The organism is Streptomyces sp. NPDC003011 (genome assembly GCF_053591515.1).
On sequence record NZ_JBSFTY010000022.1, the window covers coordinates 82,875 to 101,580 of the forward strand.

Genomic DNA, 18,706 nt, shown 5'->3' on the forward strand with positions numbered 1-18,706 from the left:
CATGACCGCCATCACCGCCATGACCGCCGCCACCGGCACGACCGTCGACACCCTCCGCTTCGCCACCGCCGGGTCCGTCGACGACGGCAAGTCCACCCTCGTGGGCCGGCTGCTGCACGACTCCAAGTCCGTCCTCGCCGACCAGCTGGAGGCCGTCGAGCACGCGTCCCGCAGCCGCGGCAAGGACACCCCGGACCTGGCCCTGCTCACGGACGGGCTGCGGGCCGAGCGCGAGCAGGGCATCACCATCGACGTGGCCTACCGCTACTTCGCGACCCCCCGCCGCCGGTTCATCCTGGCCGACACCCCGGGCCATGTGCAGTACACCCGCAACATGGTCACCGGCGCCTCCACCGCCGAACTGGCGATCGTCCTGGTCGACGCCCGCAAGGGCGTCGTCGAGCAGACCCGCCGCCATGCCGCCGTGACCGGTCTGCTGCGGGTCCCGCACGTCGTCCTCGCCGTCAACAAGATGGACCTGGTCGGGTACGGGCAGCGGGAGTTCGACCGGATCGTCGAGGACTTCGCGGGCCACGCGGCCGAGTGGGGCCTGCCCGGCTTCACGCCGATCCCGGTGTCCGCGCTCGTCGGCGACAACGTGGTGGACCGTTCGGCCGCCATGGACTGGTACGAGGGTCCGGCGCTGCTGGAGTTCCTGGAGCACGTGCCCGTCGGCGCCCAGGCGGTGAACGCCCCGGTCCGCTTCCCGGTGCAGTACGTGATCCGGCACGGTGACGTCCGCTCCTACGCGGGCCAGCTGGTGTCGGGCTCGCTGCGGGTCGGTGACCCGGTCACCGTGCACCCGTCCGGCGTGACCTCCGTGATCACCGGCATCGACGTGCTCGGTGTCGCCGCGGAGGCGGCCCACGCGCCGCAGTCGATCGGCGTGCGGCTGGCCGACCAGCGGGACGTCTCGCGCGGCGACATGATCACGTCCGGGGTCGACGTGCCGGCGCTCACGCAGGAGGTCCGGGCAGCCGTGTGCCACCTGGCCGACCGTCCGCTGCGGGTCGGCGACCGGGTGCTCGTCCGGCACACCACCCGGACCGTGCAGGCGGTCGTCGAGGACCTCGCCGGAGCGGACGAGCTGAGGGCGAACGACCTGGGCCGGATCGCCCTGCGCACCGCCGAGCCGCTGGCACTGGACGACTACGCGGTCTGCCGGCGGACCGGCGCGTTCCTCCTCATCGACCCGGCGGACGGAGCGACGCTGACCGCCGGCATGGCCGGCCTCGACGCCTGAGCACGAGGTCAGCCGCCCAGCGCGAGGCGGGCTCCGGCGGGATCCGCCCGTCCCGTCGGCGGACGGCGGCTGCCCGCCCGGTACGGCACCGGCCATGCGATGCCGGGCCCGTCGTACCCCTGTTCGGCCGCCGCGTGCAACGTCCAGTGCGGGTCGTACAGATGCGGACGGGCCAGCGCGCACAGGTCGGTACGCCCGGCGAGGATCAGGGAGTTGACGTCGTCCCAGGAGGAGATCGCGCCCACCGCGATCACCGGCACGCCGACCGCGTTCCGGATCCGGTCGGCGAACGGCGTCTGGTACGACCGCCCGGACTCGGGCCGCTCGTCGGCCACCACCTGCCCGGTCGACACGTCGATCGCGTCGGCGCCGTGCGCGGCGAAGGCGCGGGCGATCTCGACGGCGTCCTCGGCCGTGGTGCCGCCCTCGGCCCAGTCGGTGGCGGAGATCCGGACGGTCAGGGGCTTCTCCTCGGGCCACACCCCGCGTACGGCGTCGAAGACCTCCAGCGGGAAGCGGAGCCGCTTCGTGAGGCAGCCGCCGTAGGCGTCAGTGCGGCGGTTGGTCAGCGGGGAGAGGAAGCCCGAGAGCAGGTAGCCGTGCGCGCAGTGCAGTTCGAGCAGGTCGAACCCGGCACGGGCGGCACGCCGGGCGGCCGACGTGAACTGCTCGCGTACATCGGTGAGTCGGGCGCGGGACAGCTCACGCGGAGTCCGGCTGTCCGGCCGGTAGGGGATCGGGGACGCGGCCACGAGCGGCCAGCCGCCGTCCTTGAGGGGCTCGTCCATGCCCTCCCACATCAGCTTGGTCGAGCCCTTGCGTCCGCTGTGGCCGAGTTGCACGCCGATCGCGGTGCCGGGTGCCCGCGTGTGCACGAAGTCGGTGATCCGTCTCCAGGCCTCGGCCTGCCCGCCGGTGTAGAGGCCCGTACAGCCGGGCGTGATCCGCCCCTCGGGGGACACGCACACCATCTCGGTCATCACCAGCCCGGCGCCACCGAGCGCCCGCGCACCGAGGTGGACGAGGTGGAAGTCGCCCGGGAGGCCGTCGGTCGCCGAGTACATGTCCATCGGCGAGACGACGACCCGGTTGCGCAGGGTCAGACCGCGCAGCCGGAACGGCGTGAACATCGGGGGCGTGCCGGGCGGGCAGCCGAACGCGCGCTCCACCGACGACGTGAAGCGGGCGTCGCGCAGCCGCAGGTTGGCGTGGGTGACACGGCGGCTGCGGGTGAGCAGGTTGAAGGCGAACTGGCGGGGCGGCTGGCCGAGGTACAGGCCGAGGTTCTCGAACCACTCCAGGCTGGCCCGGGCGGCCCGCTGGGCGGAGGCGACGAGGGGCCGCCGCTCCTCCTCGTAGGCGGCCAACGCACTCTCCAGCGACGGCTGTTCCTCCAGACAGGCGGCCAGCGCCAGCGCGTCCTCCACGGCCAGCTTGGTGCCGGAGCCGATGGAGAAGTGGGCGGTGTGGGCGGCGTCGCCCAGGAGCACCACGTTTGCGTGGGACCACCGCTCGTTGACCACCGTGCGGAAGGTGGTCCAGGCCGGCTTGCGGGACCTGAGCGGTCTGCCGCCCAGCGCGTCCGCGAAGATCTCGGCGCAGCGCCCGACGGACTCCCGCTCGTCGAGGTCCGCGAAGCCCGCCGACCGCCAGACCTCCTCCCGCATCTCGACGATCACGGTGGAGGCACCGGCCGCGTACGGGTAGCCGTGCAGCTGCATCACACCGTGCCCGGTCTCGGCGATCTCGAAACGGAAGGCGCCGAGGGCGAAGTCGGCAGCGAGCCAGAGGTAACGGCAGTGGTGGGCGGCCACATGGGGCCGGAACACAGGGGCGTATGCCTCACGGGTGGTGCTGTGCACACCGTCGGCGGCGATGACCAGGTCGTGCGACTCCGCGAGGCGGGCCGGGGCCTCGGAGCGGAAGCGCAGGTCCACGCCGAGGGCGCGGCAGCGCCGGTGCAGGATCTCCAGGAGGCGGTGCCGGCCGAGTGCGGCGAAGCCGTGTCCGGTGGAGGTGTGGCGGACGCCCCGGTGGACGATGTCGATGCCGTCCCAGCGGACCATGTCGCGGCGCAGGGCCGCGTAGACGGACGGGTCCGCCTGTTCGATGCCGCCGAGGGTCTCGTCGGAGAGGACGACGCCGAAGCCGAAGGTGTCGTCGGGGGCGTTGCGTTCCCAGACGGTGATCTCGCGGTCGGGGCGGAGACGTTTCAGCAGGGCTGCCGCGTAGAGGCCGCCGGGGCCTGCGCCGATGACCGCGATGCGCCGGGGCCGGCCGGCCGGCGCGGGTGGCCGCGGGTGGGTCGTGGCTGGTCGCGCGGTTCCCCGCGCCGGTGGGGTGGGCGCGCTCACCGTCCGCTCCATCGGGGAGGGCGCCGCTCCGTGAAGGCCGCGTGGAACTCGGCGTAGTCCTCGCCGTTCATCAGCAGGGCCTGGGTCGAGGCGTCCAGTTCCACCGCTGCCGCCAGGGGCATGTCCAGTTCCGCCGTGAGCAGCGCTTTGGTCTGGGCGTACGCGAGCGCCGGTCCCTCGGCCAGGCGTCGGGCCAGCGCCCGCGCGGCCTGGTCCGCCCCGCCCTCGCCGGTGAGCTCGCTGATCAGGCCGATGCGCTCGGCCTCGGGCGCCCGCACCGGCTCGCCCAGCATCAGCAGCCGGGTGGCGTGGCCGAGTCCGACGACCCGGGGCAGCAGATAGGCGGCGCCCATGTCGCCGCCGGACAGACCGACCCGGGTGAAGAGGAAGGCGAAGCGCGCCGAGGGATCGGCCACGCGGAAGTCGGCCGCCAGCGCCAGCACCGCGCCCGCCCCCGCCGCCACCCCGTGCACCGCCGCGATCACCGGGAACGGGCACTCCCGTACGGCCCGGACCACCTGTCCGGTCATCCGGTTGAAGTCGAGGAGCTGGGCGGTGTCCATGGAGAGGGTGGCGCCGATGATCTCGTCGACGTCGCCGCCGGAGCAGAAGCCGCGCCCCTCCCCCGCCAGCACCAGGGCGCGCACGGACCGCTCCCGGGACAGCTCGGCGAGCAGGTCGCGCAGGTCGGCGTAGGCGCCGAAGGTGAGCGCGTTGAGTCTGTCGGGGCGGGCGAGGGTGACGGTGGCGACGCCGTCGGCGAGGTCGACGCGGAGGTGCTGCCAGCGGGGGGTGCGGGCGGCGGAGCCGGTGAAGGGACTCACGAGGTGCGGCCTCCTCGTTCGGGGGGCGGGCACTGCCTCACGGAACTCTGCCCCTCGAAGCTATCACCGATCTGTGACTGTCGTCACGAGCGCGCGACAAGCCGCGGAGAGCCGGGTATGACCCGGCCCCGTCACGCCTGTCACGGATCGCCCACACCCCCGTAACGGCGGGATCGGCCGTGCGCGGCGGGGCGTTCACCCGGGTAAGCCGCCCGGCACGGGGCCGAAGGTCCCGCGCGGTGCCCGTCGGACACCTCCGCCGGGCGGCGCCGTACCATTCATCAGGTTGACAGCAGGACAGCCTGCTCATGAACGGACCCGCCTTGTACGAACGTCCCCACGCCTCCGCCTCCTGGCGCATCGCGCTGCCGCACTCCGCCGCGGCCGTGCCGGTGGCCCGCGCGCTGGTGCGCGCCGCGCTGACCGAGCTGGAGCACGGGGCGGACACCGACACCGCGGAACTGCTGACGGCGGAGCTGGTGGCGAACGCCGTGGAGCACACCGCCGGGGACGCGCCGATAGAGCTCGTGGTGGAGCTGCTGCCGACCGGCTGCCAGGTGGAGGTGCACGACCCGGACCCGGCGCCGCCCGGCGATCTCACCCGCCCGGTGGATCTCGCGCCCGACCCCTGGCAGGAGCACGGGCGTGGTCTGCTGCTGATCCGCGCGCTCAGCTCGTCCTGCGGTCACCGCCCCACCGAGTCCGGCAAGGCGGTGTGGTTCCGGCTGCCGTCGGTACCGGCTCCGCGGCGTCCGGCGTGACCGAGCCCCGGCCGGCCTGACACCGGGGCCGCCGCCTCGCCGGAGCGCGGGGCGCCGGAGCGCGCGGGGCCCGATCAGGCCAGGGTCGCCACCAGGATCGCCTTGATGGTGTGCATACGGTTCTCGGCCTCGTCGAAGACGACCGAGTGGGCCGACTCGAAGACCTCGTCGGTCACTTCGAGGGACGTCAGGCCGTGGCTCTCGTGGATCTCCTGCCCGACCTTGGTGCCGAGGTCGTGGAAGGCGGGCAGGCAGTGCAGGAACCGGACGTCCGGGTTGCCGGTGGCGCGCAGGACGTCCATGGTCACGGCGTACGGGGAGAGCGCGGCGATCCGCTCGTCCCAGACGTCCTTCGGCTCGCCCATGGAGACCCAGACGTCGGTGGCGACGAAGTCGGCGCCGCCGACGCCCTCCTCCGGGGACTCGGTGAGGGTGACCCGGGCACCGCTGGTCCCGGCGAGTTCACGGGCCCGGTCGACGACCTCCTGGGCGGGCCAGTAGGACTTCGGGGCGACGATCCGTACGTCCATGCCGAGCAGGGCGCCGGTGACCAGGTAGGAGTTGCCCATGTTGAAGCGGGCGTCGCCGAGGTAGGCGAAGGCGATCTCCCGGACCGGCTTGGCGGTGTGCTCGGTCATGGTGAGCACGTCGGCCAGCATCTGGGTGGGGTGCCAGTCGTCGGTGAGGCCGTTGTAGACGGGCACGCCCGCGTACGCGGCGAGCTCCTCCACCTTGGCCTGGCTGTCCCCGCGGTACTCGATCCCGTCGTACATCCGGCCCAGCACCCGCGCGGTGTCCTTCACGGACTCCTTGTGGCCGATCTGCGAGCCCGAGGGATCGAGGTAGGTCGTCGAGGCGCCCTGGTCGGCGGCGGCGACCTCGAACGCGCAGCGGGTGCGCGTGGAGGTCTTCTCGAAGATCAGCGCGATGTTCTTCCCGCTCAGGTACCGCGTCTCGGTCCCGGCCTTCTTGGCGGCCTTCAGCTCGGCGGCCAGCTCGATCAGACCGAGGAACTCCCGCTCGGTGAAGTCGAGCTCCTTGAGGAAGTGGCGGCCGGCGAGGGCGGTCGGAACTGTCGCCATGGGGCGCTCCAGAGGTGCAGTAACAGGGACTCTTGGAACTATATACGATCGTCAGAATTTCTATACAGACGGGTTCCGCTCTCCGGCGCGGTTCCCGCCTGTACGGCTATACGGCCCCTCGCTCCACCGGACAGCTCATGCAGCGCGGCCCGCCCCGTCCCCGCCCCAGCTCGCTGCCCGGGATCTCGATCACCTCGATGCCCTGCCTGCGCAGATGGGTGTTGGTGGTGGCGTTGCGCTCGTAGGCGACGACGACGCCCGGCTCGACGGCCAGGACGTTGCAGCCGTCGTCCCACTGCTCGCGCTCGGCCGCGTGCACGTCCTGGGTGGCGGTCAGGACACGGATCTCGTTCAGTCCGAGCGCGGCGGCGATCGCGCGGTGCATGTGCTCCGGCGGATGGTCGGTGACCTTGAGCTCCTTCTCGCCGGCGCCCGGTCCGATGGTGTACGAGCGGAGCATGCCGAGGCCCGCGTACTGGGTGAAGGTGTCGCCGTCGACCATCGTCATCACGGTGTCGAGGTGCATGAAGGCACGCCGCTTCGGCATGTCGAGGGCCACGATCGTCTGCGCGGAGCCGGCGTCGAACAGCTTGTGGGCGAGCATCTCGACGGCCTGGGGGGTCGTGCGCTCGCTCATGCCGATGAGGACCGCGCCGTTGCCGATGACGAGGACGTCGCCGCCCTCGATCGTGGACGGGTAGTCGGCCTGGCCCTCGGACCAGACGCGGAACGTCTCGTCACGGAACAGCGGGTGGTGCCGGTAGATCGCCTCGAAGTGCACGGTCTCGCGCTGGCGGGCCGGCCAGCGCATGGCGTTGATGGAGACGCCGTCGTAGATCCAGGCGGAGGTGTCCCGGGTGAAGAGGTGGTTGGGGAGCGGGTCGAGCAGGAAGTCGTCGAGCTCCATGACGTGGAAGCGCACGGAGGTGGGCTCCGGGTGCGCCTCCAGGAACTCCCGCTTGGTCATGCCGCCGACGAGCACCTCGGCCAGGTCGGCCGCGGGCAGCGTCTCGAAGGCGGCGCGCAGGTGGTCGGTGGCGAGGACGCCGTACTCCTTCTCGTCGAAGACCCGGTCCAGGACGAGGGTCCGGGCCGCCGGGATCTCCAGGGCCTCGGTGAGCAGGTCGCCGAAGAGGTGGACGGCGACACCGCGGTCGCGCAGCACGTCGGCGAACCCGTCGTGCTCGGCGCGCGCCCGGCGCACCCACAGCACGTCGTCGAAGAGCAGGGCGGTCTTGTTGCTGGGGGTGAGCCTTTTGAGCTCCAGATCCGGCCGGTGCAGGATGACGCGGCGCAGCCGCCCGGCCTCGGAGTCGACATGGAATCCCATGACTCCATCCTGACCACCCACGACCGTGTTCACCCGCTCGTCGACCGTTTCGGACCGAGCTCTTTTTCGTCTGCGGGCGGCACCGGGGGCGCGGGTGGTGAGCCGGCCGAGCGCGGCCGACGCCCCCGGCTCACGCCCGCGCGCCGCTCACCCGCTGGGCAGGGGCTGGAGCAGCTCCGGGCGGGCCAGCATGCGGCGGGCGGTGCGGCCCGGGGTGAGGGCGGCCCGGGCGACGATCCAGCCGGCCAGGGTGTGCGGTTCGGCCGGGTCGGCGATCAGGTCGTCGGCGTACCGGGCGAGCGCGGTGGCCGGGTCGCCCGCGGCGAGGTGTTCGTCGGCGGTGCGCGGGGCGAGGGGACGGGTGGCGAAGGCGTGCGTGCGGACGTCCGGCCAGGAGGTGCGGTCGGGGCGGAAGCGCGGGGTGTCCGGCGCGTGCACGGGGTCGGGCACCGGGGCGACGTTGCGCAGCCGCCACTCGGTGCGGTGCAGGGCGGCGGCCGTGCGGGCGCGGGCGAGCGCGGCCGGGGGGACGGGTTCGCGCAGCCAGCGGTCCAGGGTGCGGGCGAGGCCGGTCACCAGGGCCCGGCCCTGCGGGGTGAGGCGGCCCTCGGCCAGCAGGGTGCGCACCACCAGGCGGCTCTGCAGGCGGCGCAGCGCGAAGTGGTAGCCGGCCGGCTGGGCCGCCCGCTCGCCCCGTGCGCTCGCCAGCCGGTCCCGCCAGAAGCCCGCGACGCCCGTGAAGGCGTACGCCCCGTGCAGCAGGCCGGTGAGATGACGCGGGTCGGCGCGCCAGGGGGCGTAGAAGCGCTCCTCGCGGTCGTCGTCGAGCAGGGGGAACAGGTGGAGCAGCGCGGCCAGCTTGCTGTGCTGGAACTCGTGGACCAGCGTCTCGGCGAGGGCGAGCGCGGAGGAGGGCCGGGCGATGACCATGGCGCCGAAGGAGTCACCGCTGGAGGCGGAGACCGGCACGGCGGGCGGCGCGGGTGGCAGCACACTGGTGCGTCCCCAGGGGACCACGGCCCGGACGGCCGCCGGGTCGAACCGCCCCGGTCCGCTGCCGCCCGGCTCGGCGAGCACCGCGACGGCCTCCTGGAACAGCCTCTGCCACGCCTGCGCCTCGGCGCGGTCGAGCCGGGCCGGCGGCAGCGGGTCGTCGAGGTCGCGGTAGGGGCTGAGGTCGTCGAGGGGGATGGCGACGGGACCGCCGGGCGTGCGGTGAGTGAGGGTGCGCAGGGGGAGCCAGGGGGCGGGCAGCGGGGCGCGGCCCGTCGGCGGTCCGCCGGCGGACGCGCCCGCGTGGAGCGGCTCCTCGCCCGGCGCTCCCCCGCCGCCCAGTGGTTCCGTGACCGGGCGGACCGTCAGCGTCGTCGTACCGCCGCTCCGGGACGGTCCGGTGAGGGTCAGTTCGCCGTCCCGGGTGCCGGCCTGCCCCACCGTCCAGCCTCGCCGCCCGCCCGGGAGCCGGGCCAGGCCCAGACCCGGGAGGGCGAGGCCGCCGTCGGAGAGCGGGACGGGAAGGTCCGTCCCGGTGCCCGCGCGCAGGGACGCCGCGACGGCGAGGACGCACAGGTGTCCCGCCTCCGCCCACAGCGGCGGGCCCCCGGCGGTGCCGTGCGTGCGGCGCAGCAGGTGCGCGATCCAGGCGCCGGTCGCCGGGGCGAGCAGCAGCCCGTCGACCGGCTCGGGTGCCCGCCTGGCCGCCTCCTTCAGGACACGCCAGGCCTCGGCGGCCGGCGCCAGCGGCGTGGGCAGCGGTTCGAGGCGGTCCAGCAGGGTGCGCAGGAGCAGCAGCCTGCGCGCCCGCTCGGCCCGTTCGAGGAGCGAGACGGCCTCCGCGGAGCCGCCGCCTGCGGCCAGTTCCGCGAAGACCCTCTCCGGCATGCGGAACGGGGCAGGGCGCGGCTCGCTGGACATTCCCGGGAACCTCCGTGGGTGAGCGGGCATACGGGGACCCGGCCGGGCCCTGCCGTCGAGCGGGCGATCGGCTATTCGGCCCGGCCTCCGGGCTCACCTCCGCCCTTGACGCTGCTCCGGGGGCGCAGGACCTCTTCGAGAAGGCGCGCGGTCGGGCCGAGCGGGGCGAGCCCGTCCACGGCGGTCAAGGGCAGTGCCGCGACGTCCGCCAGATCCGACTCCCATACGTCGGTCCCAGCAACGGCGGCCGACTGACGTACCGCTGCTTCGGCGTGGTGCAGAGCGGGCGGCTGGTCCAAGATGCTCCCCCTTCTCGCACGGTGGCACGCGATGCCCCGTGCCCGTGTCCTTTTCCATCATGGCCATTGCGGCCCGGGACGAAAACCGTACGATCACGCCACTCGATCATCCCCGATCGCGCGGACGTCCCGCCGAAGCCGCGACATCGCGCAGCGCGGCGCTCAGTTCGTCCTTGCGGCCGGGGTGGTCGTCGACGGAGACCACGGCGTCGAACAGGTCCCACAGCGCGTCCGGACGGTGCCGGGCGAGCCCGTTGAGAATGCCGGCGGCATCCGTGCGGGCCTTGGTGTGACGGGGCAGGGTCGCGGTGACGTGCGGGTCCAGCGCGGTGACCACCGTCTGCCGCTCGACGGGGTCCTGCATCAACGGATAGGCGAGCAGGGCCTCCACGGCCCGTTGCAGCGGCGAGACCGGCCGCTGCCCGGCGGCCGGACCGGCCGGGGGCAGGTACTCCGTGCGCGCGGGGCTGCGCAGCTGGATCTCGGGGTGCTGCAGAGTACGGCCCGCTTCCCTGAGGGCTGCGATGCGTGTTCGTACGGCCGGAAACAGTTCCTCCGGATCGGGCGGCGCGGGCAACTGGGCGGTCCGGTCGGCCAGGAGTCCGAGCAGGACGTCGGAGAACAGGCCGGTGCCCCGCACCGGGTCGTTGGCGGCGGCCCGGCCCCGCCCGGCGGCCCGCAGCACGGTCTGCCGGTGGGCGAGCGTGGGCCGCCCCACGGGCAGGGCGTCCTGCGGGAGTTGCTCCCGGAAGGCCAGGTCCTCCTCGAAGGTCTCGCAGGCGTCCACGATCCACAGCTGCTCGGCGAACCCGGGCACGGCGTCCCCCGCGTACCGGGCGAGCGCGGAGTCCAGGTCGATGCCGAGCTTGTCGTCGGTACTGGCGTCCGCGCAGAACAGCCGCAGGTGCCCGGCCCGGTCCAGCACACCGTGCCCGCCCCACCACACCCAGAGCAGGTCGCCCTGGACCGGGGCAAGTTCACGGACCAGGACGCGGCGCAGGGTGGCGTGGTCGGCGGGCTCGTACGGCACCTCGGGGGTGTACGGGGGCAACGGGGCGAGATGGAGGCGGAGGTGGGCGTCCGGCACGCCGGCCGCGCGCAGCAGGCGGTGGAAGGCGACGGCGTCCCTGGCGGGCCCCGGCAGGTCCCAGCCGGAACCCGCGTCGTACCTCTCGACGCCGACGATGAGCGCGTGCACGCGCGCGGGATCCACCCGGGGCGGCTCGGCACCCGCCGCGGGCCGGGGCCCGGTCACGGCAGGCGGTCCACGATGTGGCGGTACACCTCGGGGTTGGTCCAGTAGGCGCTGTGCGCGGCGGGGAACGGCTGGCGGCTGTCGACGGCGACATCGGTGACGCGGCCCGGGAACAGGCCCGCTCCGAGGTAGGAGAGCAGGTCGCGGTGGTCGTACAGGTTGAGCCAGGCGGGGACGTGCGGCGGTAGCGGGGCGGGGTGTTCGAGGGTGGGCAGGGAGCCGGACTCGTACAGGAAGGGGCCCTGGGACCCGGCGGTCACCAGGAGGCGGACCTGGGGCAGCGGGGCGGAGACCAGGGTGTCCAGGGCGATGATGCCGCCGAGGCTGTGGCAGACGAGGGCGACGGGCGGCTCCAGGCCGGCCACCAGGGTGCGCAGGTCCGCGCGGACCGCCTCGCCCCGGCCGAGGTAGCGCAGGACGTCCCCGGCGGCGGGGTGGGCGGCCTCGGTGAGGGCGCGTCGACGGCGCACGACGGCACGGGACGCGGCGGAGCCGGCCGTCCGCAGCAGCAGGGAGCGCAGACCGCGCTCCGTGCCCCGGGGCGGTGCGCCGAGGGTTTCGGCGAGGCGGCCGGCGACGGCGTCACGGGTGTCGCCGACCGGGACGAGCGGCGCGTCGGCGTCGAGGGCGTCGGCGATGACGCGGGCGGTGAGGCTGCGGGCGGCCAGGACGGCGAGGTCGTCGGGGCCGAGGGCGTCGGCGGCGGGCCCGAGCAGCGGGTGGGCGGCGAGGCCGATGGCGGCGCGGGCCAGGCCGGGACCCAACTCGGCGGCGGGCGTGTCCCCTTGGGCGGCGAGTGCCGCAAGGCCCGCCTGGAGCCGCTGCTGCGGCGGTACGGAGCCGGGCGGGCGCTCGACGACGGGTACCGTACCGGCGGCGGCGAGGGCGAGTTCGGCGTACGGGTCGGCGTAGAGGACGGCCCAGGCGGCGGTGTCGTCCTCGGTCCCCGGTGCGGCCGGCACGGGCGCCGGGGTTTCGGCGAGGCCGCGGCTGCCGCCCCCCGCCCGCGCCGGAAGGCACGCCCCGCCCGCGGCGAGCGTGGCGCCGTGCGTGCCACCCCAGTAGTACGGCACGATGCGAAGTCCGTCGCGCAGGGCGGTCAGGCCGGCCGCCACGCGCCCCGCGAGCTTCGAGAAGCCCGGTTCGCGTACTCCTGTGCCGTGAATGAAGACGACCGCCGTCATGTGCCCCCCGTGACACCGGTGCAGCGTTGTGTACGACTTCCGTTACACCGTCAAGTTACCAGTACCATAAGGAGGTTGGGGTCGAGCATACATGCGAGGACCTCCCCATGGCCGGACGACGGCCTCCACAACTGGACGACAGGGGGACTCCGTGAGCCCTGACGACATGGTCGCGCACTTCGTCGGTGCCTCGGCCCTGATCCTGGTCACCGCACACGCGGCCGGATGGCTGGCCCGGCGGCTGAAGCAACCGTACATCGTCGGTCAGTTGACGGCGGGCATAGCGCTCGGTCCCTCCTTGCTCGGCAGTGCGGCACCGGCCGCGTACGAGACGTTGTTCCCGACGGCCATCGGTCCGGCGCTGACCGGGTTCGCCCAGTTCGCCCTCGTGGTGTTCCTGTTCGCGGTGGGGTACGAGCTCGATCTGAAGGTCCTCGGGGACCGGGCGCGCATCGCGGTGACCGTGGCGCTGGCCGCCTTCGTGGTGCCGATGGCGGTGGGCAGCGGCTGTGCGCTGCTGTTCCGGGACCAGCTGGCCGACCTGGGCATGGAGCGGGACCTGTCCCCCTCCATGGTCGTGTTCGCCGGCATAGCCCTGTCGATCACGGCGGTCCCCGTGCTGACGGCGATCGTGCGGGAGAACGGCCTGGCCCGCACGGTGCCCGGGGTGGTGGCGGTGTCCGCGGCCGGCCTGCTCGACGTGATCGGGTGGACGGTACTGGCCGGGACCATGCTCGACGGCGACGGCTCCGGGCACTCGCTGGGCTGGCCGTGGCGGGCGCTGCTGGCGGCCGGCTTCACCGCGCTGATGCTGGTGGCGGCCCGGCCGCTGCTGCGCAGGCTGCTGTGGGGGGCGCGGACGCGGATGGAGCCCTCGCTGCGGCTGGCACTGCTCATCGGCTTCGCGCTCGGGTCGGCGTGGGTGACCCACTCCCTCGGACTGCACGTCATCTTCGGCGCGCTGCTCGCGGGGGTGGTGGTGCCGCGCGAGCAGGGCGAGACGCTCGACCCCGACCTGCTGCGGCCGCTGCACGACGTCAGCTCGCTGCTGCTGCCCTTCTTCTTCGTCGTCTCGGGACAGGCCGTCGCCCTGAACAGCATGGATGCCACGGGGTGGATCGCCCTGCTCGTGGTGACGGCGCTGGCGGTCGCGACGAAGGTCGGCAGCGGGACGGTGGCGGCACGGCTGGGCGGACTGGACCGCGACGACGCCCGGACCGTGGGGGTCCTGCTCAGCGCCCGCGGCCTCACCGAGCTGATCGCCCTCAACGCGGGCCTCCAGGCGGGCCTGTTGAGCGAACCCCTCTACACGGTCCTGGTCTTCATGGCCCTCGCCACGACCCTCCTCACCCAGCCCCTCCTCCACCTGGTCGACCGCCTCGCCACCCGCGAACACCCGACCCCCGCCCCGGCCGACCGGCCACCCCTCCCCCACTCCCAGGAGGAGCCCACCCCCACACCACTCGCGGACCTGGGCTGACGAAGCCAGCAACAGGAACCGGTCCCTCGCCGACGAGCCTGCGCCGGGACGCCGGCCGGGTGCAGGCCAGGGACTCGGCCTCGGGACGCCGGCCTGGTGCAGGGCGAGGGCTCGGCCTCACGCCGGGGGGCCGGCTTGTCCGCCGTACGGCAGCATGCGGTACGGCAGGCCTGTGGCCGGCGGGCGGCCGACGGCGGTGCGGCGCGGCCGGGACGACGACGGTGAGAGCTGGTGGACGCCGGGTGCTCCCGTCTACGGCCACACCCGGCCACGGCACCCCGTGACCGCCGACCGGCCGACAACCCCACAACCGGCCCGGGGACGCGCCGACGCGGACCCTCCGTACAGCCGGCACCCGGCCACGGCACCCCGTGACCGCCGACCGGCCGACAACCCCACAACCGGCCCGGGGACGCGCCGACGCGGACCTTCCGTACAGCCGGCACCCGGCCACGGCACCCCGTGACCGCGGACCAACCCACGCGACCACATCCCGGCCGGGGCTACGACGGTGAGGCGCGCAGCCCGCCGGCGCGGACCCTCCGTGCAGCCACACCCCCAGCTGGCGCACGCCACTGACCACCGACCGGCCGCCGCCGCCACACTTCGGCCGGTCGCCGAGGGCGGAGCTTCCAGGACAGCCCCCTGGTCCCGCCGGACACCGACGGCACAGCCCGGCCGGCACGCCGGAGCACCCGGCACGCCTCGCCGGGCGTCGACCGTGCTGCCCCCTCCGGGACGGACGCAGCGCGGTCTGCCCCGCGGCTCGACCGGACCCCGCCCCCGGTCCGGGACGGCTACAGCGGCATCGGGGCCATGTCGCACTCGATGCGCCGGCGCTGCCTGGCCGCGAGGAGCCACGGGTGGTCGACGCGGACCACGCGGGTGAAGCCCTCCACCGCCTTGCGCTGGAGTTCGTCCGCCTCCGGTCCCCGGCCCAGTCCGCGCAGGTCCAGCGCCATGTTCGCGGTGCAGGACAGGGTCAGCGGGTGGTCCTCGCCCGCGGCCTCGGCCAGCAGCGGCAGGTTCGCCTCGTCGATCTGGTGCGCCCGCGCGAAGTCCAGGCGCGCGTAGGCCGTGTTGGCCTGGCCGATCGCGACGGTCAGCGTGGTGACGTGCCGGGGCCCGATCGTCTCGGCCAACTGCCGGGCAGCCACGTCCTCCAGTTCCTGGGCGTCGTCGAGCGCGTCCAGGGCCCGCAGCGTGGCGGCGAGATTGGCCTTGGCCAGCAGGGTGTAGGCGTGCCGGGCGCCCAGACGCATGGCGTAGCGCTCGGCGGCGTCCTGGCCCTGCTTGCGGGCGTTCTCCAGGTCCCCGGCGAGGCGCAGGTCCACGGAGTAGTTGAGCGCGGTGGACACGGCGTCGAAGTGGTCGGCCCCATAGCGTGCGCTGAAGCGCCGCAGTGTGTCCTCCGAGAGCTTGACGGCCTCGGCCAGGGCCCCGTCACGGCGCCGGCACACGGCGAGGTTGCGGGCGATCCGCAGGGTGAGCGGGTGCTCCTCGCCGAGCGCGGCCCGGGACCGGCGGTGGGCGTCCTCCTGGAAGTCGCGGGCGCCGGGATAGTCGCCGCTCTCCCGCATGTCGATGGAGAGGGCGTTGAGGGAGTTGAGGGTCAGGAAGTTGGCGGGGCCGAACATCTGGTCCCGCAGCCGGGCGTTCTCCTGGTCCAGCGCCAGGGCCTCGCGGAACTGGCCGCACAGCCGCAGATCGACGCCCAGGCTGTGGACGGCACGCAGGGTGGTGGGGTCCTCCAGCCCGAACTGGGGCCGCGCCAGCTCCGTCGCCTCCTGTCCCAGGTCGCGGGCCTCCTCGAAGCGGCCCTGGTAGCGCCGGGCGTCGGCCATGTCACACAGGGAGTCGATCATCTCCTCCGCCTCGACCTGGATCCGACGGGAGACCTCCAGCGCCTTCTCGGTGAGCGGGATGGACTCGGCGACCTGACCGATCTGGCGCAGCAGGAACCCGAACCTCTTCGACATCCGGATGACGTAGATGTCGTCCTCTCCGGAGGCGGCGAGCCAGGCGTTCCAGGCCTGCCGGCCCAGGTCCGCGGCGCCTGTGTGGTCACCCCAGTAGTAGAGGAACAGCACCGTGTCGTAGACGAGTTCGCGCACCCAGTCGTCGGTGCTGGTCACCGCCTGCGAGGCGAGGACGTGCGGCAGCAGCTCCTGGTAGGAACGCCATTCCAGCGACGAGGAGTAGCTGCCCGGTTTGGCGGCGGACAGCAGCTGGTGGGCGGCGCCCCGCATGCCCTCCCGCTCCTCGGGCCCCAGCTTGGCCAGGAGCACGGTCTGCAGCAGGCGGTGCATCTGCAGGGTGTCGGCCCGCGGGTCCACCTTCACCAGGGAGAACTGGCTGAGGTCGCGGATGGCCCGGTTCAGTTTGATCGACTCGCGCAGCAGCGGGTCGACGTCGGGCGTGATGCTGACGCCGCGGCTGCCGCGCAGCACGGACCGGGGAATGGGCTCGGGGGCCATGCTCGCGCAGATGTCGAGGAGCTGCCGGGCTCCCGGGTTGCTCTCCGCGATCCGGGACAGCGAGATGTCCCACGCGGCCGCCACCGATGTCGGGTAGTCGGGGGGTGTGTCGAGTTCGAGGATCTCCAGGCTGCGCTGCTCCAGCAGGTCGAGGTACTCCTGGACCAGCATGCCGGTGACGGCGCGCCAGGCGCCCGCCTGTTCCACCGCGAGCGGCAGGTCGCCCAGTGCGTCGGCGAGCCGGTCGGCGTCCTCGGCCGACAGGTCGGGCGAGCGTTTCTGGAGCAGCTCGACGGACTCCTCGCGTTCGAAGACGTTCACCGGCAGCGGAGTGGCCACCCGTTCCCAGGCCCGGTTGCGGGAGGTGACGATGACCTTCCCCGGGCCGTTGGGCGGGAAGTACTTGCGCGCGACGTCGATGTCCTCGGCGTTGTCGAAGACGAGCAGCCAGTTGTCGTAGGGCGCCCCGCTGCGCAGTGCCTCCAGGACGGCGGGCACGGCCGTGTTGGCGGTCGGGGTGCCCACGCTCTCCTGACTCGTCGGGGCGACGCCCAGCTGGGCCGCGAGGGTACTGAGCGCGGCGAGGATGAGACTCTCCCGCTCGGCGGAGATCCAGCAGATCACCTTGTAGTCCTGCTGGTGCGTGTAGATGTACTCGAGTGCCAGCTGGGACTTTCCGACGCCGCCCAGTCCGTGCAGCGCGTGCGGCAGCACCGCCGCCGTGTCCTGGGCGGCGAGCTGCTCCTCCACGGCCCTCAGCAGCGCCTGCCGGCCGACGAACGAGGTGTTCCGGAGCGGAACGTTCACCATGATGGCGGGCGTCGTGGTCGTGGTGCTCGTCATGAGCTGCTCGTCCTCCGAGGCATTGTGTGGGGTCGCGTCGATTACCGGGCTCGGCACTGATTCTCCAGGTATGTCGGAAATCCTCGACGCTGGATCACTGCCCTTTCCACCGGGCGATCCCTCACCGCCCGACGGGTTCACCTCAGTGGGTGTACCGGTCCGCAAACCGGCGCCCACCCGTTCGGCCCTATCGGGTACGAGCCGGGGAAGGTGGGGCTCGATGCGCTTGGCGCGCTCGGAGTACGGCCCCGACAGCGCGCGCATCACCGCGAGTTCGCTGCGGGCCCAGCCGTGTTCCGCGGGGTCGGGCAGCCGCGCGCCCACCGGGTCCCGCAGGGCGGCGCGCAGGGCGACGCCCCGCTCGCCGGCGGCGGGCAGCTCGCCCACCACACTGACGGTGCGGGCGAGTTGGCTGCGGGTGGTGGTGGCCAGCAGCGCCTCGCGGACCCCGTCGGCGAACTCGGGACGGCCCTCGCCGCCGCTGCCCCAGTCGACCAGTCCGCCCATCAGGATCTCGGCGAAGTGGTCGGGGCCGGTCTCCGGCATGGTCCGTCGCCGCAGCTGCTCCATGAGGTCGAACTCGAAGGGGACGGCGGCCAGTTGGGTGGCGAGCCGGCGCGCGGCGGGGGTGGCGAGCGTGAAGAACCGGCGTACGGCGGCGGTGGCGGCGCGCGGGAAGCGCGGGGCGCGCAGACCGGGCGCGGGGGCGCCTTTGGTGAGGGTGCCGGCCAGGACGACGGGCAGGGAGCGGCGTACCCCGCGCTCCCCGGTCACCAGGTCGGCCCAGGCGGCGATGGAGCCGGCCTTCAGCGACAGGACCGGCACCGGGACGGCTCCGTCCCCGGCGGCGGGCAGCGGCCGCAGCGGGTCGGGGCCGCCGGGCGGGGCCCAGTGGGCGAGGCCGTGGTTGGGGGCGCCGAAGCCGCCGGCCTCCAGGACCGCCTGGTACGGGTAGAGGGAGGAGCGGTGGCGCAGGTGCGGCGGCAGCAGGTGGACGAGGGCGGTGGGGCCGGCGTGGGCCAGCCGGCCGAGCAGGTCGTCGGCGGCGGACGCGGCCCAGCCGTGGGCGAGCCCGTCGGTGACGACGAGGAACACCCGGCCGCCGCGTCCGTCGAGGAGTTCGGCGGGGTCGGCGGCGGACCGGCCGGGAGGGCGGCGCAGGGTGGCGGCGCCGGTGCGCGGCACGTCGACCCGGACCGTGCGCACGCTCCGGAAGGCGCCGCTGTGTTCGGCGGCCTCGGCGAGCCGGGCGGCGGCGTCCTCCCAGATGCGCATGGTGGGGGCGTCGTCGACCAGCAGCACCAGATCGAAGGCGGAGGTGCGGGCCGGGCGGAGGAAGGGCAGCCACATGCCGTCGACGACTCCCTGCTCGGCGGTGGTCTCCTCGTCGAGTTCGAGGGTGTCCCGGGAGGGGATGCGCCGGGCCAGCCGGTGCAGGGCGCGCGCGAGCAGGGCAGTCGCCCGGCCGGGTCCGTGCGGGGAGCGGTGGTCGTCGGGCAGCAGCGGACGCCCGACGTGCAGCTCGTAGGGGCCCTCGGGATCAGGTAAGAGCCGGGCTGCGGCCGCCGGTTCCCCGGTGGCCGCAACTCGCCCGCCGCGCGCGCCCGCTCCACGAGCTGGCCCACGACCTCCAGCAGCGCCGCCGCGCCCGCGTCGTCGT

At 74.0% G+C, this 18,706-nt stretch carries 12 protein-coding genes; 3 read left to right on the forward strand and 9 right to left on the reverse strand.

Annotated elements, in window-relative coordinates; genetic code table 11:
• Window position 1: 1 nt before the first annotated feature.
• Window positions 2-1,243: a sulfate adenylyltransferase subunit 1 gene (locus ACWD0J_RS14130; RefSeq protein ID WP_451496046.1), complete on the forward strand. Its 1,242-nt coding sequence runs from the start codon at window positions 2-4 to the stop codon at window positions 1,241-1,243.
• 8 nt (window positions 1,244-1,251) lie between these two features.
• On the opposite strand, the gene ACWD0J_RS14135 is transcribed toward ACWD0J_RS14130, so the two are convergent.
• A complete protein-coding gene (locus ACWD0J_RS14135) occupies window positions 1,252-3,609 on the reverse strand; it encodes a bifunctional salicylyl-CoA 5-hydroxylase/oxidoreductase (RefSeq protein ID WP_451496047.1) in 2,358 nt (785 codons plus the stop codon).
• On the reverse strand, window positions 3,594-4,421 hold the full coding sequence (locus ACWD0J_RS14140) for an enoyl-CoA hydratase family protein (RefSeq protein WP_451496048.1): 828 nt from the start codon (window positions 4,419-4,421) through the stop codon (window positions 3,594-3,596). The genes ACWD0J_RS14135 and ACWD0J_RS14140 overlap by 16 nt, the downstream gene beginning before the upstream one ends.
• 308 nt (window positions 4,422-4,729) lie before the next feature.
• On the opposite strand from ACWD0J_RS14140, the gene ACWD0J_RS14145 reads away from it, so the two are divergent.
• Window positions 4,730-5,182, forward strand: a complete 453-nt coding sequence (locus ACWD0J_RS14145; protein WP_451496049.1) for an ATP-binding protein — start codon at window positions 4,730-4,732, stop codon at window positions 5,180-5,182.
• Between the two features lie 74 nt (window positions 5,183-5,256).
• Here the strand turns inward: ACWD0J_RS14145 and argF are convergent, their stop codons facing one another.
• The 6 genes from argF to ACWD0J_RS14175 all read right to left on the reverse strand — a co-directional run bounded on the left by argF (window position 5,257) and on the right by ACWD0J_RS14175 (window position 12,246).
• Window positions 5,257-6,264 carry an ornithine carbamoyltransferase gene (gene argF, locus ACWD0J_RS14150; protein WP_451496050.1) on the reverse strand — a complete coding sequence of 336 codons (1,008 nt, stop codon included), beginning with the start codon at window positions 6,262-6,264 and terminating at the stop codon, window positions 5,257-5,259.
• Between the two features lie 106 nt (window positions 6,265-6,370).
• Window positions 6,371-7,594 carry an arginine deiminase gene (locus ACWD0J_RS14155; RefSeq protein ID WP_451496051.1) on the reverse strand — a complete coding sequence of 408 codons (1,224 nt, stop codon included), beginning with the start codon at window positions 7,592-7,594 and terminating at the stop codon, window positions 6,371-6,373.
• A 147-nt stretch (window positions 7,595-7,741) separates the two neighbouring features.
• A complete protein-coding gene (locus ACWD0J_RS14160) occupies window positions 7,742-9,508 on the reverse strand; it encodes an aKG-HExxH-type peptide beta-hydroxylase (protein WP_451496052.1) in 1,767 nt (588 codons plus the stop codon).
• 71 nt (window positions 9,509-9,579) lie between these two features.
• Window positions 9,580-9,807 carry a hypothetical protein gene (locus ACWD0J_RS14165; RefSeq protein WP_451496053.1) on the reverse strand — a complete coding sequence of 76 codons (228 nt, stop codon included), beginning with the start codon at window positions 9,805-9,807 and terminating at the stop codon, window positions 9,580-9,582.
• Between the two features lie 106 nt (window positions 9,808-9,913).
• The gene (locus ACWD0J_RS14170) at window positions 9,914-11,062 is read right to left on the reverse strand and encodes an effector-associated domain 2-containing protein (protein ID WP_451496054.1); all 1,149 of its coding nucleotides are present in this window, start codon (window positions 11,060-11,062) and stop codon (window positions 9,914-9,916) included.
• The gene (locus ACWD0J_RS14175) at window positions 11,059-12,246 is read right to left on the reverse strand and encodes a hypothetical protein (protein WP_451496055.1); all 1,188 of its coding nucleotides are present in this window, start codon (window positions 12,244-12,246) and stop codon (window positions 11,059-11,061) included. Before ACWD0J_RS14175 ends, ACWD0J_RS14170 begins: the two co-directional genes overlap by 4 nt.
• Window positions 12,247-12,397: 151 nt before the next feature.
• On the opposite strand from ACWD0J_RS14175, the gene ACWD0J_RS14180 reads away from it, so the two are divergent.
• A complete protein-coding gene (locus ACWD0J_RS14180; RefSeq protein ID WP_451496056.1) occupies window positions 12,398-13,726 on the forward strand; it encodes a cation:proton antiporter in 1,329 nt (442 codons plus the stop codon).
• 797 nt (window positions 13,727-14,523) lie between these two features.
• Here ACWD0J_RS14180 and fxsT read toward each other — a convergent pair.
• Window positions 14,524-18,706, reverse strand: a 4,183-nt coding sequence (gene fxsT / locus ACWD0J_RS14185; protein ID WP_451496057.1) for an FxSxx-COOH system tetratricopeptide repeat protein, incomplete at its 5' end; no start/stop codon positions are given.

Coding starts and splice junctions, on each gene's coding strand:
- ACWD0J_RS14135 (WP_451496047.1), bottom strand. CDS start 3,609: ATGGAGCGGACGGTGAGCGCGCCCACCCCACCGGCGCGGGGAACCGCG.
- ACWD0J_RS14175 (WP_451496055.1), bottom strand. CDS start 12,246: ATGACGGCGGTCGTCTTCATTCACGGCACAGGAGTACGCGAACCGGGC.
- argF (WP_451496050.1), bottom strand. CDS start 6,264: ATGGCGACAGTTCCGACCGCCCTCGCCGGCCGCCACTTCCTCAAGGAG.
- ACWD0J_RS14160 (WP_451496052.1), bottom strand. CDS start 9,508: ATGTCCAGCGAGCCGCGCCCTGCCCCGTTCCGCATGCCGGAGAGGGTC.
- ACWD0J_RS14145 (WP_451496049.1), top strand. CDS start 4,730: ATGAACGGACCCGCCTTGTACGAACGTCCCCACGCCTCCGCCTCCTGG.
- ACWD0J_RS14155 (WP_451496051.1), bottom strand. CDS start 7,594: ATGGGATTCCATGTCGACTCCGAGGCCGGGCGGCTGCGCCGCGTCATC.
- ACWD0J_RS14130 (WP_451496046.1), top strand. CDS start 2: ATGACCGCCATCACCGCCATGACCGCCGCCACCGGCACGACCGTCGAC.